Genomic DNA, 18514 nt, shown 5'->3' with positions numbered 1-18514 from the left:
TAACCATCAAGGACTGAATAACCTCACTCCTGATGAGGCCTACTTCGGTAGGCAAAGATACGCAGCATGAGCTGGGTCAATCACTTAAGAAATGAGCTTATGTGTCCAACCATCGGGGTCCACTTCTCCTTTCTGTCTCATTACATATCACCCTAAAATGATATGCGGGATAAATCGGCTAGAATCTTTAGTTATTTTCCCTTCATCTTCTCGAATTCCAATTCCTGCCGCACAGTACCATTCACTAACCAACTACCGATCAATACATGGTTTTCGCCAAATGTTGGCAATGGTGTGTAAGCCTGTACAATTTTCCCTTCGCTACCATAAGGCTTTGTTGCAGCGCTCAAATAAGCATCAATTAGGTGTTTTTATTTAATTTTCATATCATGTTCAATTCGTATCTACTTTATTGATATTTAACAAATGCCTTACAAAGCCAATCTAACTAAGTGTCATCATTTTAAGAAGCACACTTACCGACAAAGTAATTATTCAGATTATAACAATGCCCTTAAAAATAGAGGTCGGATAGACGTATGGATATCTGATGATGTTCTTGCCTGCTGGCAAGATGACGAACGCATTTATGATGGCTCTGGCTCCTCAGCTAAATACCCGAATAGCACAATTGAAGCTTGCCACTATTTAAGAATGGTATTCAAACTTCCATTGCGTCAAACGCAAGGTTTTATCGAAAATATCCTTGAAATATTAGGATTACATACTTACCAATGTCCAAATTACACTGTGCTCTCAAAGCGACTTAATCAACTTTGCTTTACCACACCAAAGTTCAAAAAAGATGAGCGTATTGATGATGATATTGTCGCTATCGCCATTTATTCTACAGGGCTAAAGCGATTCGGTAAGGATGAGTGGCACCAAGAAAAACATAAGGTTAACGCCAAACGAAGTTGGCGAAAAGCGCATTTAGGCGTTAACGGAAATCACCTAATTCAAGGGGCAGTATTAACACACAAAGATGTAATGGATGACCAGGTTGTTGATGCGATTTGCGCCCAAATCACAGACTCAGTAGAGCATATAACGGCAGATAAAATGTATGACACTGATGCCGTATTTCAAACGTTAGACACTTATTTTCAAAATGCAGATATTGTTATTCCATCGAAAGACAATAGCTTTGCAGATGAGGTGCATCATCCTAAAAGGATGAGCAATCTTATTGCCTATTCTGCTTTGGGTGTAGCACGGTGGCAAAGACTCAAACATTATGGCCGAAGGAATATATCGGAAACAGCAATGCAACGTTATAAAAAAATAATTGGTCCTAAGTTACACAGTAGAAAGTTCAGCAATCAACAACAAGAAATGTTAATTGGATGTAGTATTTTAAATCGGTTTGTTCACCTTGGTATGCCCAATAGCTATCGAGTCGCCTAGTTGTATCAAAAGACAGGTTATTTTGAGTATTGCAACAAAGCCCTGCTTGTCGGGAGCGGTATATCTCTCTTTCAAGTAAGTCCTTAGCTCTTAGATAAGGCTTTTCAAAAAGAAGCTCAACCAATTCATGTGAGTAAACTTTTGAGGCACTGTCTTTAATATAGAGTGAGGTTTGTTTTTGCAGTTCAACAATGGCATTTACCTTGTCGATAGTCCATTCAGCCGTCACTTTAACGGCATCAAGCATAAAACAAATCCAAGACTCCCAATCCCCCTCCTCTGTGACTTTTAACAGCAATCGATAGTAATCTTCTTTGTTATGCACGATGTAACGGCTTAAATAAAGAATTGGTTGAGAAAGTAGGTCATTTTCAATCAGAAATAATATATTGAGTATTCGACCAGTTCTTCCATTACCATCTAAAAATGGATGAATAGCTTCAAATTGATAATGGTTCCGCTGAGATTCTCGGTACAAGATAATCTCTTTGCCATCATTAGAAATGAAGCCTTGCCGACACTTACTAAACAAAACTGGATATCGGATAAAGTGCTTCTTCCAACGCTTCAATACATATCTGATTTAGAGATGCTCGAAGGTTTTTTGAGTTATAACGAGGATCATCAAAGACAGCTTTAACGTATCGCTGCTTATCTTCACTTGAAGATAGCTTTACAGTGACCCTCAATAATTGACGCCAACTATGATCTCGACGAATATTGTTACGAGTATCATTACTGCTGAGTAGATTGAATCTACTCCCTGTCTTTTCGGTAAAGTAGATACCTTTGCTGAGAACTGCTCGCTCCCAAACATAATCTATTAAGAAGAGTCACTACCCATCAAATTAAATACAGCACTTGCCGAAAGTTTGTAACTTCTGAATTATTCAAGGTAGTTAATATCTTGAACATGAACCCATGAAAAATGATTGTTATTACGATAAAATTCCAATACACCTGAAAAATTCAACAAAAAGCCAATCTGACCATTGAAGTACGGATTTCTTTCGGCATGAATAATTTCTTCACGCCACTCCGCAGACTTAAGAAGCAAAAGACCCACCTCTCACCCCACTCTGAATGTATTTGGCACTTCAATGATCACACCTCCTTGCAATAGTAAGACTCTATCTGCAGATGCAATGGTTTCTGGGCGGTGAGCAATCATTAAAATTGGCAGACCAATATCTCTGAATGTTTGACAAACTAGTGATTCCGTGTGTATATCTAAGCTACTTGTTGCTTCATCTAGTATTAATAGTTCTGGCTTTTTATATAACGCACGCGCAATTAAAATTCTTTGTTTTTGTCCACCAGACAAGCTTGACCCCATCTCACCAACTAACGTGTGATATCCCATATTCAATCGTTCAATGTCATCATGTACACCTGCTTTTTGTGCACATTGAACTAACCATTCCTCATCTGACTTTGACCCAAAGAAAGTAATATTCTCGATAATTGAACCACTAAACAATTGATCCTCTTGCAATACTGAGCCGATACGCTGCCTCACCTCTTTCATTGAAAGAACTGAATTACCAAAGAATTTGATATGACCACCAGTAGGTTTGTAAATACCAAGCAATAATTTAGAAATTGTCGATTTGCCACATCCGGACGTACCAACCAAAGCAACTATCTCCCCTTGTTTGATTTTAAATGAAGCTTTATTCAATAGAAGAGGTTCATTTGTGCCATAAGAAAAAGATACGTTCGCAAAATCAATCAAATTATCACTAGCGAAAATGGATTTAGATTGAGTAGTTGTAATTGCATAATCATTGTCTGTTTCTTTCTGAGTAAGTACAATATCTGCTAATCTCTCGTTGTAAACGGAGAGAATTTTGTACTCAAAATATTTATCTATTAATGAACTGATGCTACCCGAAAAACGTCCTTGATATGACAGAAACGCAACGAGCATACCAATCGTAAATTGTTCGTTTAACACTAAATTTGCACCAAACCAAAGTACAGAAGCTGACACCAAACTGATAATTGTGGTGTTTATCGTGTTATAAATTATGGTCAGCTTGAATTCATGTAATTGTGCATTACGCCTATTGATATTTAAATTACGCCATGCAGATTCCCGCCAAGGTAGTGTTCCATTGACTCGAAGGCTTAATACTCCTCTTACTGTTTCTATGAAGTAACTTTCTTCTTTCGTATTTGCTTCCCAAGTGTTTTCTTCTGCTCTTTTGAACGATCCAAACCATGCAAAACGTAAGCACACATAAATAATTGCGGCAATAATAGTGATAACGGAAAGAGTTGGACTATACAGCAGCATTACCATTAGCGTACCGACTACTAAAACAAGGTCAAGTAAGGCTTGAATGATGCTAGTTGTTAACGTGTTTTGTATTACATTGATTGCTGAAAATTTAGCACTAATGCTACCGATATCTCGTTTCTCAAACCATTCAATAGGCAACCGGAACAGGTGATGAAAAACATTCGCAGTCCACTGCGTGTTGAAATTAACTGATAGTGTTACTGTTGCCCACTCTTTTGCTAAACCAATTAAAGTTTGTGTCGCTGTTATTAGAAGAATAGCAAGAATGATAAGCACGAGTAAATTTTCATCATAACCAACTAATACCTCGTCAATAACAATCTGATTAAGCATTGGAAGTAGTAAAGCGATGGCTTCAAGAACCAAAGCAAAAGCAAAAATTTTAATTAGTGAAGATTTTAAACCTATTGTATTACCGACTAGTTCAGACAGCTTTATTTTGGTTTTTTCATCTAATTTTTTAAAGTCGTGAGTTGGAGTTAATTCGAGTGCAATACCTGTAAAGTGCTTATTTACATCGGCAAGGCTTAACTGAGTTACACCATTTGCTGGATCATGAATAACAACTTTATTTCCTTTTATTGAGTTAAGAACTACAAAATGGTTTAAATTCCAGTGAAGGATGCAAGGAGTGCTCAGTTGGTGTAATTCATCTAAATCCAATCTTACCGCTCTACCAGAGAGTTTCAGTAGTTCTGCGCACTCAATAAGACGCGAAAACGACATGCCATGTTGCGTTATGCCAAATTTGGCTCGTAAATTCCTCAAGCTTATTTTATATCCATGCCAATCGGAGATCATGGCAAGACAAGCAACACCGCATTCTGCATTTTCTGTTTGGCGGATTAAAGTTAGTTTTTTTTTCCACCCCCAATCCAGCTGGTTGATGACCTCCATGGACTAAATCTTCCCTTTGATTGTATATAATGGTTCAAGTATCCACTCATAAATTTTACGAGAATCAAGCTCAACATCAGCAACAACTGTCATTCCTGATACAAAATGTTCTTCTTGTCCGTAAACTGTGATCGTTGGCTTGGAAAGTTCAACCTTAACTTGATATAGCCCCTCAATAGCTACACTTTTAATTAAATCTCGATTTGGAATCATTTCTGGCGCAACCGATGATTTAGATACGCTAGTTATTATGCCTGTTTGAACTCCAAATTTTTCGTGAGGAAAGGCGTCAAATCTTAGTTTTACTTTTTGTCCTATTCTCATAAAACCAATACTTTTGCTAGGAGCATACAGTTCAACAAACGCTCTCTTACTCTCCGGAATAATAACTAATAAGGGTTGACCATTTATCACTGAATGCCCTTTCTCCGTAAGTATTGATGCAATGACACCTTTAATAGGGGACATGATTTGATTATCACTCTCATATAAAAATTCTACTTTATTTTGGTTGATAGTTTCTAATTGTCTATCGATATCTTTCAGGGTAAGATTTAAATTAATATCAATATTTCTTTTTTTAGTAATAAGATTTTGTTTCTCTCTTAATAGTTTTTTAAGATTTAACTTATGAGTTTGCGTTTGTGATTCTTTAGCAAGCAGGTCAAGCTGTTGTTTTTGAAAATCAATCTCTGACATAAATTTATTATTAAGTAGAGTTTTCTGCTTGTTAACTAATTTTTGAGTGAGTTCTAATTCATGGTACGACAATGTAAGCACATAATTTAATATGTTGACCTCTGAATCTAATCGGCTTATATCTTCAGTTAAAGACTGTTGATCGAACTCTGATTTTTCTGATTCTTGTTGCCTACGTTCAAGTAATAGTTGATATTGGTTCTTGATTGAAGTAAGTATTCGCTTTTTTACCCCTATACCTGTTCCATCAAATCGTTCGGTTTTTATTCTGTATAGAGGGGCCATTATTTCTACATGTTCCCCTTCCTTTACGAATAAGTTTTCAACATAGCCAGAGTTATTTGCTTGTACCTTAACCATCCCCCCTAGTGGACTAACAATACCTACGAGGGTTTCCCGCCTTGTATATTCTGCAAAAGTAATGAAAGCGATTATAGCGACTAATACAAAGATTGACAGCCCAAGGTTTATATTTTGATTGAAAGATATATTGAGTAAAATACTACCTTCATTACCTGACTTTTGCGCTTCGAAATATCCCGGTCGATAAATATTTTTCCTTTGTGCAAGCATAACTTTAAGTTTCTCGTTCATATAAATATTATGCGCCAATCTTAAATATAACATCTTGAATAATCTAAAATCGACAAAAAATATAAAAATACAGGTAGACTACAACAAATATAATATACCTGTATGTTATTTAATATAATAACTTATTCTTATTGGTTGTTTTATAATCATTCATTAACTGTGAATTAATAGCCTTATTGAAGAGCTATAAATATGACAGAAATAGTAATATTCAAAAACAAGCTTTAATTATGCCCACCAGGTCCCATGCTAAAGCAGCCACCGGAGTACATACTCCCAAAACTTGTCATTACTCCTGCAGTGGCTGCACTAGCAGGAGAACTACGAGACCCTAAGCTAACATTAGCAGCCGCAAGTCCATCATTGATCGCACTTGTCAGGCATGCAACTGAAGGGTTATTGGTTAGATCTGAATTACTATGACGTCCACCATTGTTGTAAGATGGGTAGTTACTACTTCCATTACTACCACTATAGCTCCCCCTACCATAACCAGCCGGAGCACCACTACCTTCACCTCCACCATCGACCATTAAAATTTCAGACTCTGTTAAGCAGAACATAAATGTTTCCTTCTTTAGTATAAAAAATTACATATTTTGGTACACATTAATGAAATCACTAATTGATTTATCATCAATAGTAGTGTTGTTAATCATTTTTAAAGTTTGATTAATAATATATTTTTGCGAAAACTTTTCATTCCTTAAATGAAAAACTGCATTTTTATCTACATACATATCCATTTTATTTGCCAACCTTACTATGTCTTCCATTAAATCTAATCGATTCCAATTGGTTTCTGATTGATTTTGAAGTGCAACTTTAAATGAGTTAACCTTAATGAAATCTGATTTTTTTATTCTCAATATGTTAGATAACAATACATTTTCAAAATATGAAAGGTTCTCTATAAATGTGGTTGTTAATAAATTTAAGTGGTGATCACTTATTTTTTCTTTATTATATTTATTAATAAAGAAAATTAAATTATGTAACCACTTTACAATCAATTTATGGTCATCCCAAACGCCATAGTTTTCATGGCCATACCTATAGTTTGAAAAGTTTGGTACCGCACTTATAGTGCCAAAATCAATGAACTTAGTATCAAGGCAAATGTTTGAACTAGTTAATGAGCGATGTGGTATGCCTAAAATTCTTGATGCCGCGATTTGTTCTGCTAATTTTATCAAAAAATGAGATAAAGCATTTTGTAGTGGCTCTTCAATATGTAGTTTATTAACTATTAAATTATCTTTCAAAAGGTGTATAGCCTTTTTTACTCTTAGTGTATCGTTATCGCGTAAGTACTGGTATTCATACTTTGGAAAGAAAAAAGGAGCTCTTACAAAATGTGCAGGTCTAATTGAAACCTGTCTAATAGCTAAGACACAAGGAAGATCTCTTGGCTCAGGTAAACCATAAAAACTTCTTATAGCTGTGTTTGTGTTAATTATGGCCAATGTCCGAACAGCTCCATAAGGTAAGTTTTTATGGCACACTTCTCCCCATATGGCTTCGTTTACAGCTTCTAGAATACATAATTTTCCATGTGAATGATGTTCATCCATTTGCAAACTAACAAGGGGATTAGCTCCGATTCCTTTTATTTGAAAATTACCATTGCTACCGCATCTGGCTCCGCCACCATTACAAATCTCATATCTAGAGCCATAACGATCTGCCAAAAAAAATTTACTGTCATTTGTAAATATATTTATATTATTTGTATATTCTTTAGTTACATATGAAAAATTATCTAAAATTTCAGACTCTACTTTAGATTCGTCTATATTTAATTCCTTGACTAAACTTTTGTTATACCAAATTATACTGGTTTTTTTTAATTTATATGTTTTAAAGCGTACGAAACTGGTTTCACTTAGTTCCTTTTCTAGTAATAACGTATTTTTAGCATTAGGTTCTTTAAATGTTTTAATCATTTTATAAATGGCCAATTTTTATAGGTTTATTTGATATATCTCTAATGCAATATGAACAAGAATTAACATATGACTTTATATATTTAAACAACCGATACGTATCTCTAATATTTTTTTTAGAATAATGTAAATCAAGATAATCAATAATTATCAAATTTCTACCTTCATTCCATTCTGTTGGGTGTAAATAAAATCGATTGGATGTGTGATATCGACTTAATGTATCATCATCCACCCAAGCCCATAAAATAAAACCCGATTTTACAACTCCATCTTCGGTATAAAATAATTTATATTGCCCATGGAGAATTGCTGGTTTAACCCAATGTAAAAAGGATTTTATATCAATATCATAATATTGATTACTTCTAGCGCAAAGTTCTATAAAAGCACCTATTACCCAATTCATGTCATCCCCTACATGAATATATGGTGTGTTCTGAGATATAATTTTATTTAGTTGACTTAGAGTCTTCATTATGCGCCCATCACTCTCACAGAGTATACGTATTTATTAGTGTTAATTTGATATAGATCTTGTTTTATTTTAAGTCCAAGATAATAAATAGTAATGGCATAACCACCGCTGAACTTATATTCCATAACATATGAGAAATAAAGACAGAAAGGAAAGCATAAATATTACCATATCTCATTCGTACATATTCGTATGTTAACGCTAGAGCAAGTCCAGTTGCCAATACTATAATTGCGTTTATAGTAGAATTACCTAGGTGACACAAAGAAAATATAGTAGCTGAACCTACAATTGAGAATGTTGGGCTTCCTTTTGCGTGACGAAGGAGCGTTTGTATAAAACATTGAAATATTAGAGTCTCAGTAAATGGTGCATCAATTAATAAAAAAAATAACACAGAAAAAACTTTATCATCACTAGTCTCAAGAAGTATATTACCAAAGCCCTTGAGAAGGAAATAATCAAAAAAAAGAAAGATTAATGCCCATAGAAATGCTAACCCGTAAACACGAATAAAAAACGTTTTCCTATTTAATTCTAACGTAGAGTAAATTAAACAATTCATCCGGTCAATCAAATAAAACCTCCATATTTAGTACTAATTAAGTATGCAATCCCTCATGGAAAATAGATGATAAATATATAATTTTAAACTTACTTTAATAGTCCGAAAAATTATAAAATCAACTATAAATCTGTAAGTAACATATCAATAATAGCTATTTAATCCATATACTTCAACATAAATATCAGTGAGTTTTTATAACTAATAATTAATCATTATATATTTACGCAAAATGTGATGTATACTACATTCTCTTATTTCCTATATGAAAAATAAGATTTCAAATATAGAAATAAAGCTCGAGGCTTCTGCGTTTCTTATTGGAATCAGGGCAAGAACGTGAACGTTTTTTGAACAAAAAAAGAACGATTTGACGATCACATTTACCTGTGATCTTATACTCTCTTTTTAGGGAGTCCAGCATGCACAGGCTTTGTTGCAATACTCAAAATAACCTGTCTTTTGATACAACTAGGCGACTCGATAGCTATTGGGCATACCAAGGTGAACAAACCGATTTAAAATACTACATCCAATTAACATTTCTTGTTGTTGATTGCTGAACTTTCTACTGTGTAACCGTCATTCCGCAGCTAATTCCAGAATTTAAATAGCGTGATCTGGCGATCAGTTTTTCATAAAAACCACGGCACCATCTTGACCGAGATCGACAGTTTTGATCGGCGTTGTTGATCAAATCAGCTTGAGGATCAACGATGCCATATTTGACTAGCGGTTAGCTCCTTACGGGCATACCTAGTCCTATGACTTTGTTTATAGCTTTGACATTCGCCATGATTTCGCCCACTTGAGCGTTGTAACATCTCAAGCTCAGTTTACCGCTTGTGAGTCCCTTATATCGGGATATTGCAGTCTCAGATATTGAGCGATAGTGATAACCAGACTCGGCTTTCCATTCTGCTATTGCCCCATTTTTCAGCGCTGTTACCGCTTCGTTTCTGGGATGGCCATCTTCCCAAAGTGCTGCATTCTTTCGAGGTGGTATTAACGGTGTACAACCTTTCTTTTTCAGAGTCTCGTGACAATTCTTTGTGTCACATGCTCCATCAGCAGATACGGCAATGACTTTTCTGCGTAGTGGGTTGAGCAACGTAGGCAGTACTTCACTATCGCCCACATTGACAAGGCTGACTTCCGCACTAATCGCCTCGTGAGTATCCACATCAATAGCTAAGTGCAGTTTGCGCCATGTTCTGCGTTTTTCTGCCCCATGCTTTTTCACTTTCCATTCACCCTCACCAAAGACTTTGAGGCCAGTCGAGTCAATGGCGATATGGCGGATAGCCCCTCTCGATTTATTGCGATATTTGACCTGAACCGTCTTCGAGCGTTTACTGATACAGGTGTAGTCAGGGGACGTCAGAGGAACATCCAATAGCTTGAAAATCGAGTCGATAAAGCCTTGCAGTGCACGTAATGGCAGAGAGAAGATGCCCTTAATCATCAAAGCAGTTTCAATCGCTGTATCTGAGTACTGGAAGCCTCTACCGCGTTTACCATGGTGGGTTTTGCATTGCCATGCATCAATGGCTGAGTCATCTATCCAGAACGTAACCGAACCACGCTTGCACAGAGCCTTATTGTACTCCGCCCAGTTAGTTATCTTTTTTTTCGCTTTGCCCATGTCACCACCGCTCTTACCGTCACAAGGGATCAGATCGCAGGACTTGGAAAAGGTTCAAATTATTTAGGCAACAACGCCGTTTGGAGCTAAAAAAGTGAATTGCAGCAGTCAATGTAGTGAGTAATCGCTGTGTCGCCATTCGCGTGCTTTGCGATGGTCTATCCAACATATGAACACAAAAAAAGCGAGCACAAAGCTCGCTTCTATCTGTTTGATTTTAAATGTAATTACAGCAATTCAACCGACTGCTGGGCAATGACGAATTCTTCGTTGGTTGGGGTGCTATTAGTATCGCATCTACTTTGTAACCCATTCTGCACATACAGCATGTCTAATCACCTACTCGTTTTCTCCTTACCAATGAGCTTAATCCTTTAATTTAGAGCGTTTGACGGCAAAACAAGACAGGTGTTTGCAGCGGGATACGTACGAAGATAAGAGTCGAAAGAACCTAACCTTGATGCAGTTGTATTATCAATTTCCTGTAGGCACGTTGGGCATTGCAACAACAATAGGACAAGAGTAAAACTCTACTAAAACATTTCAGCCTATATGGATTATTGGTATCTCCAAAGAGCCGTACAAACAACTATTAGTGCGATAATATGATATTTGAGTAATTACCGTTCTAACCGAGAGTCAAAGCAGCCAATGCCGTCATTAATAGCACACATCAACAACACAAAAATTGGCCATCTAACCAAGACTACCGATGGCTCAATGCAATTTTGCTATGACGATAATTGGTTAGATAAACCGAATGCATGCCCGATTTCGCTATCTCTTCCGCTTCAAAGTCAACTACACGAAGGTGACCCTGTAGCAAATTATTTTGATAATCTGTTGCCAGATTTAACTTCAACACGTCAGAACATACAGCGGCGCTATAGCACCGACTCAACAGGCGTGTTTGATTTATTGCATGCAATCGGTCACGATTGCGTCGGTTCATTCTCATTGCTGCCAGCAAATGAAGTACATAATAGTCGTGCTTCAACGCAGCTGGAACCACTTTCAGTTCGTAATTTACACAATATAGTTACGGCTCATGAGTATCAGTTCCCTCTTGGCATGTCCAATAAACACGACTTCCGCTTCACAATCTCTGGAGCACAAGAGAAAACTGCGCTTCTTAAAATCAAAAATGATTGGTTTTTACCCAGTTTGGATTACCCAAGCACTCACATTCTCAAATTTCCGATCGGCTTTATTCAGCAGCCAGCGGCAACACTTGATATGACGGGGAGCGTTGAAAATGAGTATTTCTGTATAAAACTTGCAGAAGCAATGGGCTTCCAAGTTCCAAAGATTGAGATCTTAAAAGTTGAAGGAATGAAAGCTCTAGTTATTGAACGTTTCGATAGACACTGCTCACAAGATGGGAACACACTTATTCGATTGACTCAAGAAGACATGTGCCAAGTATTCTCGCTTCCCTCACGATTGAAATATCAGAGTGATGGTGGCGTTGGTATTAATGAAATCATGCAACTACTGAGTCGTTCTAGATGCGCAGACAACGACTGCGACGATTTTATGCGCTTTCAAGTATTTCAATGGTTGATCGGTGCAACCGACGGGCATGCAAAAAACTTTTCAATTTTTATTGAGGCCAATGGTGCTTATAGACTAACCCCCTTCTACGACATTATGTCAGCCTTCCCCGCATCAAGTGGCAGAGGCATTAACACACGTAAACTAAAACTAGCGATGGCTCTCAAATCCACTTCAAGCGGCAATAAGTGGCATTTAGAAAAAATCTATCCGCGTCACTTTATTGCAACAGCAGAAACTGTTGGTTTCTGCACAGTTCGAATGCAAGAGATACTTGACGAGTTTGTTGTCACATTTCCTAACGCCATTGAACAAGTAGTTAACCAGCTACCTAACGGCTTTCCTGCTCAAATCATAGATTCCATTGCCAGCAATTCGCTTAGAATCCTTGGTAAAATAAAGCTCTAGCCGATCAGGGGATAGCGGTTTTGGCAAAAAATGAGTTGGACAAACCTGATTTAGCTACAAGAAGCTAGCTCGAAGATGGACAATTCTGAGTTACGAGCCGTAGAGCACTCTGATTTTTCGGATGACTTCCAGTATCACCATTATGCGACCAGCCTACGTGCAACTAGCCAAGTCTCCTTATCCACTGCGGTGGCTACGATCTTAGTCATGCCCGCGATTCACTAGCATGAGAGCAGGCAAACACCTCTAGTAAATAGGCAGTTCATCATGGGCTGCCTATTTGATCTAAACCTCTATTTTAGGCTTGCTTCATGGAGAAAGTAGCCCAGATGCGTTAAATTATAATGAACCGCCAAACATTAAGCGTTCCATGAAAAAGTACCAAGAACTTGTTCAAGATATAATCAGTAAGATTTGCCAAAATATTATTGATGTAAAATTACCTTCAGAAAGAGAATTAGCTGAAAAATATGATATTTCCCGTTTCTCGGTGAGAAAGGCAATGTCTAAACTTGAAGCAATTGGTATGGTTAAATCCAAAGCTGGCTCGGGGTATTATGTAAATACGTCGAGTATAGATTCACCATTAATATACAACTCAGTAACTGAGAATAAATTTGGTGAAATTTCTTATAAGAAAATAAAATTGAATAAGAGATTACCGACCATACATGAAATGCAAGTATTCTCTATTGAAGAAGATGAATATATTTGGAATGTGAAACGCTTAAGGTTAATTCAAGGAAAAGTCACCCAGATTGAAGAGGCGAGGCTACCCGTGAAATTATTCCCAGTGGTGAACGATAATATTATCGAAAGCTCTCTTCAGAAGCATGCACTTTCGTTAGGGTTGGAAATCGACAGCTACCTCACGACCTACCAAGCTATCAGTGTTTCAAAGGAAGATGCAGATTTATTGGGATGTAAGCGCTCTAGTTCAGCAATGAACATCACCAATCGTGGTTTTCTCACTTCTGGTGAGGTGTTTGTCGTCAGTGACATCATTGATATCAACTACCAGTGTACTTACCACTCCAAGTTCAACCCAGAGAGTTTAAATTACCGAGATCAAAACGACCGCGATTAGCGGTCGTTTTTCTATTTAAATGAAGTGAGCCTAGCGCTATGGCGTATGAATAGTGCCATCAGGCAGTCGGCTCTGAGTCCATTCATGAGGGCGATAAGTGACCGGAAAATCTTGTGCAGCATCTTGGTTCATTTCAACCCCGATCCCTGGCAACTCTGATGCATACAAATAGCCATTGATAGGCTCGGCAGCATTAGGAAATACCGCTTGTGTATTAGCATTATATTCAACGTGCTCTTGAATCGCAGCGTTATGTAGGTGCACGTTTAAGTGAGTATTCACTGCTGCGCCAATTGGTGTCATATCTGGTGGGCAGTGCCATGCAATGCGCACTCCAAAGCTTTGGCATAGGTGACCCAGTTTCAATGCCGGAGTAATCCCCCCAATCTGAGAGACATGGCATCGAATGAAGTCAATACGGCGATTAATGATCAGCAGTTTCCACTCTTCAGGGTTGTTAAATAACTCCCCTAACGCTAGCGAAACACTGGTTTGACTGCGAAGATTATCCAGCCACTCAGTTTGGTTTGGCGGCAATATATCTTCAATAAAATATGGCGTGTACTGTTCTACTCGTTTGGCAAATTGAATTGCTTGATTTGGGAACAGGCGTTCATGGACATCGTGAAGAATGTGGAATTGATTGCCATACTTTTCACGCAAGCATTTGAACATCTCAACCGTGTTTTCCATATACTGGTCTTGGTCGTAGTAAGACCCTTCAGTTGGGTTATTTGCCGTGTGGATATTTTCTGGCACACCACCATAAAAACCTAACTGGCAGCGAATATGTTTGTAGCCCTGCGCTAGGTATTTTTCGACCTGCTCATACAGCCCTTCCATTGTATCACTTGTTGCATGGGTATAGACCTGAATAGCATCACGAGCTTTACCACCAAATAATTGATGTAGCGGCATGTTGGCTAATTTCGCTTTAATATCCCACAGCGCCATATCAACGCCTGAAATAGCATTATTGATTACTGGTCCATTACGCCAATAAGCGTTAACCATCATCATTTGCCATAGGTCTTCAATATTATTAGCGTCTTTACCAATTAATAACGGTTTGAGATATTCATCAACCATTGTTTTTACCGCCAATGGTCGTTGCTGGAAAGTCGCACAACCAAAACCTTTCATCCCTGATTCCGTTTCCACAATAACGGTAATCAGGTTGTGTCGGTCAGGTTTGGTTATCACACACTCAACATTTGAAATGATATTTTTATTCACTTTAAAACTAGCTCGATCAACAGGATTTATTTTATATAAGCGTGAAAAAATGCAGATTTCAAGCGGTAATTTATACTGAAAATTAACTGGTTCGTTCCTGTTTCGAATTAGGATAAAAAAACGAACCAGTTGCTAAAAAACGGCCAAAATTAATTTTTCAGCTGTTTTAATGTGAGTTTTATCACTGTTTTGTCGATTGGATAAAAACGCTCAATCGCTAAGATTATCGCAGTAAATGAGCAGACCAGCACATAGGAATGTATGATGCAATTGACAGAAACTAACATGGCTATCAGCGATAGTGCACCAGGGAAAGCAGACAGCTTTAGCATGAAATTACAAGAATTGGTTGCTGCCCTTGGCGGTAACGAAAACATAGCAAACATCACTCACTGTATGACTCGACTGCGTTTTAAATTGGTCGATGAGTCAAAAGCGAATAAAGAAAAACTCGAAGCCATTCAAGGCGTGAAAGGTGTGGTTCTCGCACAAGGTCAAACTCAGGTGATCATCGGCGTTGAAGTCGAGAAATGGTACCTAGCGCTATCCGGTGCAAGTGCAGCGCCAGAAGACGCAGAGATTGAACAAGAGAAAGGTAAACTGTTCCAAAACGCAATGCGCATCGTCGCAGGCATCTTTGGTCCGGTCGTTCCTGCCATTGCCGGTGCAGGTATGTTGATGGGCCTATTATCAGGGCTTATTGCTACCAATGTGATTTCGGAATCTTCCGATACCGTGTTCTTTTATCGCTCTATATCTGTGGCTGTGTTCTTCTTTTTACCTATGCTGGTTTCGTTCTCAGCAGCCAAAGTGTTCAAAGTGAATGAGTACATTGCATTGGCGGTTGCAGCGGCAATGATGTCTCCAAAGCTAGTAGAAAAGGCTGCCTTACTGTCTGATGCAGGCAGCAAAGCCGAGCTTAACGTGTTTGGAGTGGTGCCAATTGAGCTAATGAACTACGGTGGTGCGATTGTGCCAGCGATCCTTGCGGTCTGGGTGCTATCTAAGATCACTCCGATGGTGGATAAGCTGGTTCCGAGCTCAGCTAAACCGGTATTTACGCCACTGCTAGCCTTTACCGTCACATCAACTGTTGTCCTTTCACTGGTTGCGCCTGCTGGCATGTGGGTAAGTAATGGTGCTGGCTGGGTGGTTAGCTCGCTACTAGAAATCTCACCAACTTTGACTGGTTTTGTGTTCGGCTTAACTCGTCCAATTACGATTGTGTTTGGTATTCACCACAGCATGACGCCAATCAGCCTAAATAACTTTGCGCTTTACGGAAAAGACCTGCTAATGCCAATCATGTGTCTGGGTAACCTAGCAATTGCAGGTGCGACGATGGCGATTTGGTACAAGCAGCGTAACAGTGTGTCTAAAGAGCAGTCTTCGATGACGGTAGGTTCTGGCGTGACAGCGATTCTAGGTATTACTGAGCCAGCACTGTTCGGTACGCTGACTAAATACACCAAAGCGCTGTTCATGGCGAGCTTGGCAACCGGTATTATGGGCGCTATCTCAGTAACTATCGATACGCACCTAACAAGTTACATTCTATCGTCAGTATTCAGTCTTCCTGCGTACTTAGCGAGCGGTACACAGAACTTTATTCAAGCTGTGATGGGTGTGATTGGCGTGTTTACTCTGTCATTTATCCTGACCATGATGTTTGTTCGCTTAGACAACAAATAATCCTTCAATATAACATCAGGCCTGCTCAGCTTAGGTTGGCTGGCCTGACTTGCTTAAAGAAATAGTGCGATGAAGACAATTGCCATCATTGGGGAATGCATGATTGAACTGAACGGAAAACCGTTTGGGGAGATGCAGCAGACGTTCGGTGGAGACACCTTAAACGCCGCGATTTATCTATGCCGAAGTCAAAGACACTCAACCTCTGAACTGTCAGTGAAGTATGTCACGGTCATGGGAGGTGAAGCTCTTAGCCAAGAAATGACGGCTCGCTGTAAGCAAGAGGGCGTTGATACCAGCTTAGTTCTGACCGATACCGAGCGTTCACCCGGGCTGTACTTGATTCAGCTCGACATGCAAGGTGAAAGAACCTTCTTGTATTGGCGAGACCAATCTGCGGCTAAGTATCTCGTTCAGCACCCTGAGTTTGCACAGGTGACGTCATCTTTAAAAAGCGCAGATATGGTGTTTGTCAGCGGCATCAGCTTGGCGATCTTACCTAAGCAAGATAGGGCGCAGATGCTGGAGTTACTGGCGCAGTTAAAAGAGTCGGGTGTCGAAATCGCTTTCGATAGCAATTATCGACTGGCACTTTGGCCTGATGACAATCATCAAACCGTTCAGTCTGCTTATCGCCTTATGTATCAAACAACCGATTTAGCCCTAGTAACGTTTGATGATGAGCAAGCCATCTGGGGAGATGAAACTCCTCTACAAACTTGCGAACGGCTCACTGCTCTTGGGGCAAAGACGGTCATCGTCAAACTCGGTGCTAACGGTTGTTTAGTCTCGGAACAGGGCGCTAATGAACCCTATAATGTGTCAACAACGGTGGTTGAGAATGTGGTCGATACAACGTCTGCTGGTGATTCATTTAATGGCGGCTTTTTAGCGACATACCTTGAAACCGGCGACATAAAACAAGCTTGCCATAATGGTAATGTGCTGGCTGGTGAAGTGATTCAGCATAAGGGCGCCATCATCTCTAAGGCGTTCACAGACGCCGCAAAGCATAGATTCAAATAGGAACAAAACAATGCCTAACTTAAACGAGCAGCTACAAGCGCTGAAAGTTATCCCTGTTATTGCGATTGATAATGCACAAGACATTATCCCACTGGGTAAAGTGTTGGCGGAAAACGGCCTACCAGCAGCAGAAATTACCTTTCGCTCAGAAGCGGCAGTAGAAGCGATTCGACTCCTGCGTGAAGCCCAACCTGACATGCTGATCGGTGCAGGCACGGTGCTAAATAAACAACAAGCGATGGCAGCAAAAGAAGCGGGCGCAACGTTTATAGTGTCACCGGGTTTTAACCCAAATACTGTAAAAGCGTGCCAAGAGATTGGTATTGATATCGTCCCGGGTATCAACAACCCTAGCACCATTGAAGCGGCATTAGAAATGGGCCTAACCACACTCAAGTTCTTCCCTGCGGAAGCCTCAGGTGGTGTAAATATGGTTAAGGCACTGCTGGCGCCATACACGAACGTGAGATTAATGCCAACGGGTGGAATCAATCCTGCCAACATCAAAGACTACTTAGCTGTGCCACGAGTGCTGGCGTGTGGAGGTTCATGGATGGTTGATAAAAAGCTGATTGAAGCTGGCCAATGGGATGAACTGGCTAAGCTCACTCGCGAAGCGGTTGCCCTCGTTTCTGAGTAATTAAGTTATCCCCCACTGCTCCTTCAAGCGCCTCTATTCTGATTAAGATGGAGGCGTTTTTGCATCTTATCGACAGTGAACGTTAGCTTTATCATCGAATTAATTTCTTAATCTTCTGAATAGTAGAGTAACCAAACCATATAAGCATTAGTAATATTTATTCAAATGAGGCTGAACAGACATGTTATGAGTAACAACTCTAAACAGAAAAGGGGCGTGCGACGTGAGGTCGTATGAAGCGCTGTTCACCGCTTAATGTGTGAACCATCTGTATCACCAGATGAACCTAGGACTCTGAATAAAGTAGCGAGTCTGACAATGTAACGAAGGCTGGT

17 protein-coding genes and 1 pseudogene are annotated in these 18514 nt (G+C 39.1%); 7 read left to right on the top strand and 11 right to left on the bottom strand.

Going from position 1 to position 18514, the window contains the following annotated elements; translation table 11 throughout:
* Positions 1 to 147: 147 nt before the first annotated feature.
* Positions 148 to 311 (bottom strand): annotated as a pseudogene (locus EYW48_RS19220) (glutathionylspermidine synthase family protein); the annotation flags it as partial.
* A gap of 115 nt (positions 312 to 426) precedes the next feature.
* On the opposite strand from EYW48_RS19220, the gene EYW48_RS19215 reads away from it, so the two are divergent.
* Positions 427 to 1407 (top strand): IS5 family transposase, encoded by a 981-nt coding sequence (locus EYW48_RS19215; RefSeq protein ID WP_064626236.1) that lies wholly within the window; start codon positions 427 to 429, stop codon positions 1405 to 1407.
* Here EYW48_RS19215 and EYW48_RS19210 read toward each other — a convergent pair.
* The 9 genes from EYW48_RS19210 to EYW48_RS19170 form a co-directional block, all read right to left on the bottom strand.
* Positions 1316 to 1885 (bottom strand): Fic family protein, encoded by a 570-nt coding sequence (locus tag EYW48_RS19210; RefSeq protein ID WP_277432869.1) that lies wholly within the window; start codon positions 1883 to 1885, stop codon positions 1316 to 1318. The genes EYW48_RS19215 and EYW48_RS19210 overlap by 92 nt on opposite strands.
* A gap of 408 nt (positions 1886 to 2293) precedes the next feature.
* The gene (locus EYW48_RS19205) at positions 2294 to 2464 is read right to left on the bottom strand and encodes a hypothetical protein (protein WP_277432868.1); all 171 of its coding nucleotides are present in this window, start codon (positions 2462 to 2464) and stop codon (positions 2294 to 2296) included.
* A 12-nt stretch (positions 2465 to 2476) separates the two neighbouring features.
* The gene (locus tag EYW48_RS19200; protein WP_064626238.1) at positions 2477 to 4609 is read right to left on the bottom strand and encodes a peptidase domain-containing ABC transporter; all 2133 of its coding nucleotides are present in this window, start codon (positions 4607 to 4609) and stop codon (positions 2477 to 2479) included.
* A 3-nt stretch (positions 4610 to 4612) separates the two neighbouring features.
* Positions 4613 to 5902 (bottom strand): HlyD family efflux transporter periplasmic adaptor subunit, encoded by a 1290-nt coding sequence (locus EYW48_RS19195; protein WP_268822127.1) that lies wholly within the window; start codon positions 5900 to 5902, stop codon positions 4613 to 4615.
* A 224-nt stretch (positions 5903 to 6126) separates the two neighbouring features.
* Positions 6127 to 6465, bottom strand: a complete 339-nt coding sequence (locus EYW48_RS19190) for a hypothetical protein (RefSeq protein WP_064626239.1) — start codon at positions 6463 to 6465, stop codon at positions 6127 to 6129.
* Between the two features lie 27 nt (positions 6466 to 6492).
* Positions 6493 to 7848: a hypothetical protein gene (locus EYW48_RS19185; RefSeq protein ID WP_045104651.1), complete on the bottom strand. Its 1356-nt coding sequence runs from the start codon at positions 7846 to 7848 to the stop codon at positions 6493 to 6495.
* Between the two features lies 1 nt (position 7849).
* On the bottom strand, positions 7850 to 8257 hold the full coding sequence (locus EYW48_RS19180; RefSeq protein ID WP_185762056.1) for a toxin-activating lysine-acyltransferase: 408 nt from the start codon (positions 8255 to 8257) through the stop codon (positions 7850 to 7852).
* 133 nt (positions 8258 to 8390) lie between these two features.
* Entirely contained in the window at positions 8391 to 8903 is a 513-nt protein-coding gene (locus EYW48_RS19175; RefSeq protein ID WP_234942202.1) for a CPBP family intramembrane glutamic endopeptidase, read from the bottom strand.
* 724 nt (positions 8904 to 9627) lie between these two features.
* A complete protein-coding gene (locus EYW48_RS19170) occupies positions 9628 to 10536 on the bottom strand; it encodes an IS5 family transposase (protein ID WP_064626242.1) in 909 nt (302 codons plus the stop codon).
* Between the two features lie 651 nt (positions 10537 to 11187).
* Between EYW48_RS19170 and EYW48_RS19165 the strand changes: the two genes are divergently transcribed.
* The 3 genes from EYW48_RS19165 to EYW48_RS19155 all read left to right on the top strand — a co-directional run bounded on the left by EYW48_RS19165 (position 11188) and on the right by EYW48_RS19155 (position 13585).
* Positions 11188 to 12498: a type II toxin-antitoxin system HipA family toxin gene (locus tag EYW48_RS19165; RefSeq protein ID WP_277432867.1), complete on the top strand. Its 1311-nt coding sequence runs from the start codon at positions 11188 to 11190 to the stop codon at positions 12496 to 12498.
* A gap of 75 nt (positions 12499 to 12573) precedes the next feature.
* Positions 12574 to 12723, top strand: a complete 150-nt coding sequence (locus EYW48_RS19160; protein WP_277432866.1) for a hypothetical protein — start codon at positions 12574 to 12576, stop codon at positions 12721 to 12723.
* A 145-nt stretch (positions 12724 to 12868) separates the two neighbouring features.
* Complete coding sequence (locus EYW48_RS19155) at positions 12869 to 13585, top strand: GntR family transcriptional regulator (protein ID WP_094133148.1); 717 nt, start codon at positions 12869 to 12871, stop codon at positions 13583 to 13585.
* A 36-nt stretch (positions 13586 to 13621) separates the two neighbouring features.
* On the opposite strand, the gene EYW48_RS19150 is transcribed toward EYW48_RS19155, so the two are convergent.
* Entirely contained in the window at positions 13622 to 14821 is a 1200-nt protein-coding gene (locus tag EYW48_RS19150; protein ID WP_274680482.1) for an enolase C-terminal domain-like protein, read from the bottom strand.
* 264 nt (positions 14822 to 15085) lie between these two features.
* On the opposite strand from EYW48_RS19150, the gene EYW48_RS19145 reads away from it, so the two are divergent.
* From EYW48_RS19145 to EYW48_RS19135, 3 genes are all read left to right on the top strand, one after another.
* The gene (locus tag EYW48_RS19145; protein WP_274680481.1) at positions 15086 to 16513 is read left to right on the top strand and encodes a PTS transporter subunit EIIC; all 1428 of its coding nucleotides are present in this window, start codon (positions 15086 to 15088) and stop codon (positions 16511 to 16513) included.
* 69 nt (positions 16514 to 16582) lie between these two features.
* Entirely contained in the window at positions 16583 to 17539 is a 957-nt protein-coding gene (locus EYW48_RS19140; protein ID WP_277432865.1) for a sugar kinase, read from the top strand.
* 10 nt (positions 17540 to 17549) lie between these two features.
* Positions 17550 to 18179, top strand: coding sequence for a bifunctional 4-hydroxy-2-oxoglutarate aldolase/2-dehydro-3-deoxy-phosphogluconate aldolase (locus EYW48_RS19135; protein ID WP_194566811.1), 630 nt, complete (start codon positions 17550 to 17552; stop codon positions 18177 to 18179).
* The last annotated feature ends 335 nt before the right edge of the window (positions 18180 to 18514 follow it).

The sequence above is a fragment of the Vibrio sp. 1180_3 genome, assembly GCF_029478545.1.
GTDB lineage: Bacteria > Pseudomonadota > Gammaproteobacteria > Enterobacterales > Vibrionaceae > Vibrio > Vibrio aestuarianus.
The sequence above is the reverse complement of the archived record's forward strand: the minus strand, read 5'-3'. Positions and strand labels throughout refer to the sequence as shown.

What these genes read in the sequence shown, in the direction of transcription:
- EYW48_RS19160 (WP_277432866.1), top strand. Translation starts at nt 12,574, where the DNA reads ATGGACAATTCTGAGTTACGAGCCGTAGAGCACTCTGATTTTTCGGAT.
- EYW48_RS19165 (WP_277432867.1), top strand. Translation starts at nt 11,188, where the DNA reads ATGCCGTCATTAATAGCACACATCAACAACACAAAAATTGGCCATCTA.
- EYW48_RS19195 (WP_268822127.1), bottom strand. Translation starts at nt 5,902, where the DNA reads ATGAACGAGAAACTTAAAGTTATGCTTGCACAAAGGAAAAATATTTAT.
- EYW48_RS19180 (WP_185762056.1), bottom strand. Translation starts at nt 8,257, where the DNA reads ATGAATTGGGTAATAGGTGCTTTTATAGAACTTTGCGCTAGAAGTAAT.
- EYW48_RS19215 (WP_064626236.1), top strand. Translation starts at nt 427, where the DNA reads ATGCCTTACAAAGCCAATCTAACTAAGTGTCATCATTTTAAGAAGCAC.
- EYW48_RS19155 (WP_094133148.1), top strand. Translation starts at nt 12,869, where the DNA reads ATGAAAAAGTACCAAGAACTTGTTCAAGATATAATCAGTAAGATTTGC.
- EYW48_RS19185 (WP_045104651.1), bottom strand. Translation starts at nt 7,848, where the DNA reads ATGATTAAAACATTTAAAGAACCTAATGCTAAAAATACGTTATTACTA.
- EYW48_RS19170 (WP_064626242.1), bottom strand. Translation starts at nt 10,536, where the DNA reads ATGGGCAAAGCGAAAAAAAAGATAACTAACTGGGCGGAGTACAATAAG.
- EYW48_RS19135 (WP_194566811.1), top strand. Translation starts at nt 17,550, where the DNA reads ATGCCTAACTTAAACGAGCAGCTACAAGCGCTGAAAGTTATCCCTGTT.
- EYW48_RS19200 (WP_064626238.1), bottom strand. Translation starts at nt 4,609, where the DNA reads ATGGAGGTCATCAACCAGCTGGATTGGGGGTGGAAAAAAAAACTAACT.
- EYW48_RS19145 (WP_274680481.1), top strand. Translation starts at nt 15,086, where the DNA reads ATGCAATTGACAGAAACTAACATGGCTATCAGCGATAGTGCACCAGGG.
- EYW48_RS19190 (WP_064626239.1), bottom strand. Translation starts at nt 6,465, where the DNA reads ATGTTCTGCTTAACAGAGTCTGAAATTTTAATGGTCGATGGTGGAGGT.
- EYW48_RS19140 (WP_277432865.1), top strand. Translation starts at nt 16,583, where the DNA reads ATGAAGACAATTGCCATCATTGGGGAATGCATGATTGAACTGAACGGA.